The organism is Dyella sp. 01N36, assembly GCF_056399745.1.
Map to the genome: position 1 here is coordinate 1 of NZ_JBFTRY010000152.1, position 8,408 is coordinate 8,408.

At 65.3% G+C, this 8,408-nt stretch carries 5 protein-coding genes and 1 pseudogene; 3 read left to right on the top strand and 3 right to left on the bottom strand.

The features are described 5' to 3' along the window. Positions 1-204 (top strand): annotated as a pseudogene (locus tag AC1DMG_RS17215) (sulfotransferase family protein); the annotation flags it as partial. Between the two features lie 20 nt (positions 205-224). On the opposite strand, the gene AC1DMG_RS17220 reads toward AC1DMG_RS17215, so the two are convergent. Continuing rightward, on the bottom strand, positions 225-1,547 hold the full coding sequence (locus tag AC1DMG_RS17220) for an aspartyl/asparaginyl beta-hydroxylase domain-containing protein (protein WP_477180825.1): 1,323 nt from the start codon (positions 1,545-1,547) through the stop codon (positions 225-227). A 159-nt stretch (positions 1,548-1,706) separates the two neighbouring features. Between AC1DMG_RS17220 and AC1DMG_RS17225 the strand changes: the two genes are divergently transcribed. Both AC1DMG_RS17225 and AC1DMG_RS17230 read left to right on the top strand, forming a co-directional pair. Then, positions 1,707-3,287: a tetratricopeptide repeat-containing sulfotransferase family protein gene (locus AC1DMG_RS17225; RefSeq protein ID WP_441604746.1), complete on the top strand. Its 1,581-nt coding sequence runs from the start codon at positions 1,707-1,709 to the stop codon at positions 3,285-3,287. After that, positions 3,284-4,864, top strand: a complete 1,581-nt coding sequence (locus AC1DMG_RS17230; RefSeq protein WP_441604747.1) for a tetratricopeptide repeat-containing sulfotransferase family protein — start codon at positions 3,284-3,286, stop codon at positions 4,862-4,864. Before AC1DMG_RS17225 ends, AC1DMG_RS17230 begins: the two co-directional genes overlap by 4 nt. Before the next feature lie 24 nt (positions 4,865-4,888). On the opposite strand, the gene AC1DMG_RS17235 is transcribed toward AC1DMG_RS17230, so the two are convergent. Together AC1DMG_RS17235 and AC1DMG_RS17240 are read right to left on the bottom strand one after the other, a co-directional pair. After that, the gene (locus AC1DMG_RS17235; RefSeq protein WP_441604748.1) at positions 4,889-6,715 is read right to left on the bottom strand and encodes a tetratricopeptide repeat-containing sulfotransferase family protein; all 1,827 of its coding nucleotides are present in this window, start codon (positions 6,713-6,715) and stop codon (positions 4,889-4,891) included. 72 nt (positions 6,716-6,787) lie between these two features. Continuing rightward, positions 6,788-8,408 (bottom strand): TonB-dependent receptor domain-containing protein (locus tag AC1DMG_RS17240; protein ID WP_477180826.1); only part of this gene is annotated, 1,621 nt, incomplete at its 5' end.

Here is an 8,408-nt window from a genome sequence, read left to right on the forward strand (position 1 = left end):
CCGTGGAAGATCTCGGCCATCGAAGGCCAGCTGCGCGAGGCCGATCCCAAGGTGGACGGCCTGTTTGGCCCCCGGATGCAGCGCTGGCTACAAGGCCGCCTGGCCTCCTACGAGGACCTGCGCGCGCAGTGCCAGGCGGTACGCGCCCGCCCCGCCGCCCGCGTGCGCCTGGCGTACGACACACAGGCAGCCGGCGTCGGCTGAGTCTAGCCCTTCCGCTGCCGTCATTCCCCCGGTACGGCGACTTCGCTGGCGCGGTTGAAATCCCCGATGGTCTCGACCAGGTCGGTGACGGCCATGCGTTCGACCTCGGTGAGGTCGGGATTCCAGCTGTCGAGGATCACCACCACGCGCGTGCTGTCGCTGCGATTCCACGCCTCGTGCTCAAAAGTGTCGTCAAAGGTGACGCAGCGGCCTTCCTTCCACGCATGCAGCTCGCCGCCCACGTTGATCGCGCAATCGCGCGGCACGATCAGGGGCAGGTGCGTGACCAGTCGCGTATTGGTGACGCCACGGTGCGGCAGGATGTGCGTGCCCGGCCGCAGCACGGAGAACAGCGTTTCCGGCGCGTGGTCGCGGATGCGCACCAGCGGCGCGCGCTCCAGCACTGCCGAGGTGCGCGGGCAGCGCAGGTGATGCTCGTCGAAGCGGTCGCCGTGGCGATAGAAGAAGAAGGCATCCCACGYGGCCGGCTGTTCGCCCGAGGAGCGCAGATGTCCCTTGAGCCCTTCTTCCGTCTGTTCGCCGAGAAAGGGTTCGAATGGACGATTTTCCGCGAGCACAGACTGCAGTTCTTCGCGGATCACCTCGGTGGCATCCTGCAGGTCGGCCTGCCACGGGAAGCGTTCGGCACCGTAGTAGGCCTGGCTCGGCACGCCGGGGAAATACAGGAATTTCGGCTTTTGCCGGGGATCGGGAAGCTCCGCCCGACGCTCGCCCAGATAGATGGCCAGGCAGTCTTCCACACGGGACAGGGCGTCGCGGCCATAGCGCGCGCGCATCGGTTCCAGCACCGCATCAAAGGTACGGCGACGGCCGGCGTCGATGAAACGCATGGCGTGCTGCACGGCCTGGCGCAGCCCTGGCGCCGTGGTGGCGTCGCTCATCCAGCGCCCCTGTGCCTGGGCCGCATTGACCGCGCCGAAATAGGCGAGCAGCGCACGCTGCATCTCGCCCAACTGTTCCAGGGCGATGCCCAGGCGCAGGCGCGCCACGAACATGTTGGGCGCGATGTCCACGCAGCGGCGCAGGCTTGCCGCGGCGCCGCTCAGGTCGCCGGCGACGGTCTGTGCCACGCCAAGTTGGTGCAGCAGATCCGGATGTTCCGGATGCGCCTTCGCCGCGGCCGCCAGCATGGCCAGCGCGYGGCTGGTGTCTCCCCGCGCCAGATGGCGGCTGGCAACGAACTGCAGCGCTTCGGCGTCGTCGGGCGCCTGCTCCAGCAGGCGCCCGAAATACTGCTCGGCCAATGCCGGATCACCCTGCCGCAATCCGTTGAGCGCCATCTCACGCAGCGCCGGCACTGCCACTCCCACTCCGCTATTCATCGTTGCTCCCACCGCCTGCGAACTCACTATGCCATTGCGCACCGCGGTCCCCACCCCGGTGCATATGGGCATAATAGACGCGTTTCGACGGGCCGCACGCGCTTTTTTCGTGAGCAGGAAACTGTGTCGCGGTAGTCCTTCCCTTCGATCGGGCCACTGATGAATTCGCGACTGCAAGGGCTGGGACCATCAGCCACCCAACAAGTGATGATCGCCGCCCAGGCGCTGGACGCCGGGCGCGCCGACGAGGCCGACCGCCAGCTCGAACGCGTGCTCACCGCCTACCCCGATCATCCGGAAGTGCTGCGCATGAAGGCGGGCATCCTGAGCTTGCGCGGCCATCACAACGACGCCGTGCGCCTGATGCAGCGCGCGCTGGTGCATCGTCCACAGGATGCGCTCTACCACAACACGCTGGGCTCCCTGCTCGGCACGGCGGGCGACTATGAAGGCGCCATCCGCGCCCTGCGGCGCACCTGCGAGCTGGAGCCGAAACTGGCGATGGCCTGGTACAACCTCGGCGTGATGCTGACCAAGTCGGTACGCAACGAAGAGGCCGCTGAAGCGCTGCAGCGGGCCGTGACCCTGGCACCCGATCACGTGGCCGCCCGCGCGCTGCTGGCGGACCTGCTGCGCACGCGCGGCGACGTCGAGGCGGCGGCAACGGAATATCGCCGCCTGCTCTCGGTACGACCCACCTTCGGACTGGCCTGGTGGGGCCTGGCCGACCTGCGCACGCAGCGTTTCGATGCAAGCGATATCGCGCAGATGCAGGCTGCGCTGCAGCGTGCCGACGCGACCGAAAACGACCGCATCGCCATCGGTTTCGCCCTGGCCAAGGCCTTCGATGACGAGGGGCAATATGCCCAGTCGCTGGAGGCGCTGGCGCGCGCCAATGCCACCGCGCGCCGCTACCAGGCCTGGAATGCACCGCATTTTTCCAAGGCCATCGGCACGATTTCGGACGCCTTCGAGCCTGCGCCCATCGGCAGCAACGAGCCGTTGGGAAGCAACGTGATCTTCATCGTCAGTCTTCCCCGTTCCGGTTCCACCCTGGTCGAGCAGATCCTCGCTTCGCACTCCCTGGTCGAAGGCGCGGGCGAATTGCCGGATCTCCCGCAGGTGCTGGCCGAGGAAACCCAGCGGCTGGGCGGCAAGCCCATTCCGCAATGGGCGCGCGAAGCGACACCAGAGGACTGGCGACGCCTGGGGCAACGCTATCTTGACCGCACCGCGCGCTGGCGCAGCGAACGCCCCGTCTTCACCGACAAGCTGCCCAACAACTGGATCTATATCGGCGCCATTCGCGCCATGCTGCCGGGCGCGCACATCGTGGTGGTGCGTCGTGATCCGCTGGAGACCTGCTTCTCGTGCTATCGCCAGCCGCTGGATGGCAGCAATGGCTACAGCCGCAGCTTCGATGATCTGGCCGCCTTCTGGCACGACTTCGATCGCAGCGTATCGCGTAGCGCCGCCCTCCATTGCGGCCACGTTCGCCAGCACAGCTACGAGGCGATGGTCGCCGACCCCGAAACGCAGATCCGCCAACTGCTCGCGTTCTGTGGGCTGCCCTTCGAAGAAGCCTGCGTGAACTTCCACCAGAACCAGCGCGTGGTCCGTTCGCCCAGCGCAACCCAGGTACGCCAGCCGATGCGCACGGACACCGCGCGTTCGCAACGCTATGGCGCGCTGCTCAACCCGTTGCGGGCGGCGCTTGGATTGCCGGCCCACGACGTATGACCATCGCCAACACGCCCCTGGGGAGCGTGAGGGCCCTGCTCGACACGCTCGCGTCGCAGCCGCAGGATGATTGGCTGGCGCAGGGGCGCGCACTTGCGTTGCGCTCGGACACAGCCGCCGCGCTTGCGGTTTTCGATGCCGCCGCCGCGCGTTTTCCCGAGTCGGCCGATATCCTCCTCGGGCTGGCCGGGCTGCTGTGGCAGAACGGTCACAGCGAACGGGCGGAACAGTTGCTGTACGAGTGGCTGCGATCCCATCCCGGCGATACCGGCGCCGCCTTCCTGCTGGCTTCGCTGCTGCGCGAACAGGGCCGGCTGCTTGCGCTTGGCGAAGTGCTGCGTTCGGCATTCGCGCAGGGCGGTCACGAAGTGGACACGGTCATCCGTGCGGTCGAAATGCTCGACGACTATGGACGGCCAGACGAAGCGTTCACCATCTGCGAGAACGCCATTCGTGCGGGTGCCGATGATCCACGCCTGCACGCCTACGCCGGCATGCTCGGCATTCAGCTGGGGCAGTTTGAACGCACCCGTGCGCACTACGTCCGCGCGCTGGAACAAACGCCCGACGCCATCGACTGGAACATCCCGCTTGGCCTGGCCGGGCTGCAGCGCTACAGCGATCGTGGTCATCACGATTTCGACTTTTTCCACAGCGTGCTGCAGCGACCCGGCCTGAGCGAGCCTACGCGCCGCGCCGTACTGTTTGCGCTGGGCAAGGCGCACGACGACCTGGGTGATTTCGCCTCGGCCGCCACCTATTTTCGGCAGGCCAACGCCCTCGCCCACGCGAGCAGCCAATGGTCGCGCAAACTCTGGAAGCGCAGCATCGAAGCGCGCCTGGCGGCACCGGCCAACCGCTTGACACTGCAGCCGGCAGACGACTGGACACCGGTGTTCATCGTGGGCGTGCCGCGCTCGGGAACGACCTTGCTGGCGCAGCGCCTGGCCCGCTATCCGTCGGTGAAGGTTCGCGGCGAACTCGGTTGGCTGTCCTTCTGGGAACAGCGACTCGCTGCCGTCTCGCCCTCGCGCCAGCAACTGGAGGAGGCCGCCGCGCAATACGCACGCCAGCTCCGCCAGGACGATGAGCCCGCGCATTGGTATATCGACAAGCAGCCGCTCAACCTGCTGCGCGTGGATCTGGCCATGGCGTTATGGCCGAATGCGCGGATCATCCATTGCGAACGCGATCCGCGCGACACCGCCCTGTCATTGTGGTCGCAGTCGTTCCATGACCCGGCCCATGATTACGCCTACGACATGAGCGACATCGCCACCGTGATCCGCGACTGTCGACGCCTGGCAGCGCATTGGCGCGAACGCTATCCCGCCGCCTTCCTCAGCGTGTCCTACGAGCAAGTCGTCGAGGCGCCGGAGAACACGCTGGCCGCCATTGCGCAGTGGCTGGGCATTCCCCAGTCCGCTGCGCCCCAAGACATGCCGACCGAACAGACCAAGGCCATTGCGACGGCGAGCGCCTGGCAAGCCCGCCAGGCGGTGTATACGCATTCGGTCGGGCGCTGGCAGCACTACCTGCCCTTGATGCCCGAGCTGGCGGCAATCAACACGCGCTGATTGCCGCCCCGCTGCGCGACTGCTTCACACCGGTGCGGTGTCGTAGCCCCAGTGGCGAAGCATGGGCTCGAGTATCGGCAAGAGCGGTTCGAACTGTTCGCGATACTTGTGCCAGCGACCCACACCCTTGCGGTTGATCGGCTCGATCACCTGCGAATAGCTCGGGGTCGCGATGTATTCCTTGCTGCGCGCATGGCGGTCGAAACCGAGCATGGGCGAGGCATCATCCAGTTCCAGGAACTGGGCGATCTGCGAAACCTGCCCCGGGAAATCAGCGACCAGATCTTCGTAGCGCGACAACATCACCGACGGCTGCAGGATGCTCACCTCTTCCAGCCAGCGCTGCATGGTTTCCACGTAGGCATGGGCAAGCCGCTCAAGGTTGCTGCAGGCGGCCGCCAATGCACTCGAACGGAAGCTGTGCATGTAGCAGCTCAGGATGACATCGCACGGATGGCGCACGGCGAGTACGAACTTCGCTTCCGGAAACAGCCGATACATGATCGGCAGCCAATGCATGTTCAGCGGATTCTTGTCGACCAGGCGGGCATCGCCATCGCGCTGGATGCGTTCGCCCACCATCACGTGGTAACGCTTGCGCAATTCGTCGACGTCGTACTGGCGCAGCACGCTCAGGTCATCGAGGATGCGTCGGTCGTGATTGCCCAGTACGCCGGCAAGCCGGTTGAAGAACGGGTTCTCGTCCATCGACTGCAAGCCCGGATGCGCGTCCAGCACCTGCTCGAGCAAGGTCGTGCCCGAACGCGGAAAACCCACGACGAATATGGGCGAATCACCCATCGCAGGGGCCGTCAGCGTGGGCCAGCGCGCAAATTGCTCGGCGGTGACACGGGGCGCGTCGACCGGCATGGCGGGCGAGCCGGCCACGAAGAACTCCGGTGAATCGAAGCGCCGCTCATTCGCTTCTATGCGGTGAGCGACGTGCAGCGCTTCCATCGCGGACGACGTTTCACCCAGCTTGTCGTACACCGATGCCAGCTGGAAGTAGTGGCTGTAACTGTTTTCCGCCTCCGGACCCGCCCGCTCGAGCAGATCCTTGGCCGCGGCAGCGTCGCCCTTGCGCAATGCCAGCGTAGCGAGCAAGTGACTGGCTTCTTTGGACTGCACTTCGGAGGCGTTCGATCCGGCGCGCAGCAGCGGCGCGAGTACGGCTTCGGAATCGGCCAGGCGGTTCAACCGCTCATAGTGATTGGCCAGCAGCAGGCGCACGTCGAACTGGGCAGGCCAACGCGCCAGCAGATCCTCCAGCAGGTCGACCGCGTCGGGGATGTCGTTGTTCAAGGTCAACACTTGCGCCAACGACAACTGCAGGTCGTCGTCGTTGAACGGCAGCCATTGTCGCCAACGACGCAGCAGTTCAGAGGCACCTTCGGTGTCCTGGCAGTGGCAGCAGGCGCGCGCCGCATCGATGCGGGCAGCCAGCGAGTCGGGATCCGCGGCGACGACATCGAGCAGAAGGCTGCGCGCGGTCAGGTAGTCGCGCAGGTCAATCAACAGCAGACCGAGCTGGCCCTTGGCCGTGAGGTTGCCTGGATCCAGCTCGACCGCACGCGCAAAGGCCTTGGCAGCCTCAGGCACGTTGCCGGAGTCCTTCAGGGCGGTCGCGTAGTTGTTCCAGCTGCTGGTGCTGTCCAGCTCTTGTGCGAGCTCGGCGTAGAAGGGCAAGGCCTCGTCCACCCGCTTTTGCATGTGCAGGCTGAGAGCGAGCATCAAGGTCAGGTCTGTTTGCCGCGGGAAGCGTGTCAGCGCCTCGCGGCTCAGTTGTTCGGCACGCTGGAGTTGGCCATTCTGGATGGCTGCGGTGATCTGTGTGAGTTCGTTCGGAGCCATGGCTTCACGCAAATAAAGAAGGGCCGCGTGATGACTCACGCGGCCCTCAAGGTTAACGCTTATATCTACGACTTAGAACTTGACCGTGACGCGAGCCCAGTAGTAGCGGCCCATCAGGTCGAAGTCGCTCGGGTCGGTGTTGGCGTTCAACGTGTTGTTCGCGTACAGCATGGGCGGCTGCTTGTCGAACAGGTTGTTGATGCCGAAGTCCAGACGGGTGTTGATCATGGCCAGGTTGTAGCCGACCGACACGTCGTTGTACGTCGTCGCACCGTACTTCAGGATCGTGCCCGACTCACCGTTCGGGAAGCTATCCTGCGGCGAACCCGTCGCTGCACCGTTCTGGAAGCGACCGATGTAGCGCATGCGCCACTGGGCACTCCAGCCACCGGCCTGCCAATCCACGAAGGCCTGACMGCGCCAACGGGGGAACAAGCAGACGCCAGCGTYATCCGGGCAGGCAGCCGAGGCAGCCGAACCGTACGGGAGCAGGTGACCGGCGTTCTTGTAGGTGACCGAACCTTCCACGCCCGGTGCGGTGACCTGGTCGTAGTACTTCAGGTAGGTCGCGTTCAGGCCGACGTTGAACTGGCCGAAGGAGAACTGCGGCAGCTTGTAGTTGGCCGAGAAGTCGATACCGGAGGTATTCAACGAACCCAGGTTACCGGTCGGCTCAACCGTCGACTGCAGCAGCTGGCCAGCATTCGGGCCGCCGACCTGACGCTGGATGTACTGGCAGTACTGGGTCGAACCATTGGCGCAGAGGTTCAGCAGGCTCTGCAGACCCACCGTGGTGATGGTGTCGTTGAGGTTGACGCGCCACAAGTCGACCGTGGTCGACAGACCCGGCACGTAGGACGGGCTGTACACGAAGCCGAAGTCATACGACTTGCCGTGCTCCGGCTTGACCGGGAAGCCCGCGACGCGCGAACCCTGCACCACAGCGCCAGCCTGCGTCTGCGAGACGACGTACTGGTTCTGGAAGGTGCCGTTGGCCGGCACGTTCGCGCAGGCGATAGCCAGCGGGGAACCTGCCGGAGCGCCAGCGTAATTGGTACACGGATCGGTGTGGATCAGCGGAGCATCCGAACCCGAGAAGTACAGCTCGGTCAGGTTGGGAGCGCGGAACACGTCTTCCATGGTGCCGCGGAGCAGCAGGTCGTCGAACGGCTTCCACTCGACCGCGAACTTGAAGTTGTTCGTGCTGCCGAAGGAACCGATCTTCGAGTAGCGGTCACCGATGGTCAGGTTCAGCGACTGGATGCCCGGGAGACCGGCCAGGATCGGGATGAACGTTTCGGCGTACAGATCCTTGGTGGTGTAACCACCCTGCACGGCGCTCAAGCACTGGCTGCCCAGGATACAGCTACCCGTGGTCGGGTCGATTTCCAGCTGCGGAGCCGGCACGGTGTGCTGGTAGTCCTTGCGCCACTCGAAACCACCGGCCAGCTGCACGGCACCGGCCGGCAGGCTGAACAGCTCACCGCTCAGACCAGCGTGGTAGGTCTTCTCGATGAGGTAGGTGTTCGACGGGGCCGTCACGCTGGCCGCACGCACGGCAGCAATGCTGGCTGCCGACGAATTGGGCTCGAACGGATTGAACTGGCAAGCCACCGGATCGGTACCGGCCGGGCAGGTCGCCACGCCATTGGCGACGGTGGAATCACCAGTGTAGAGCTTGGTCTGATCGACC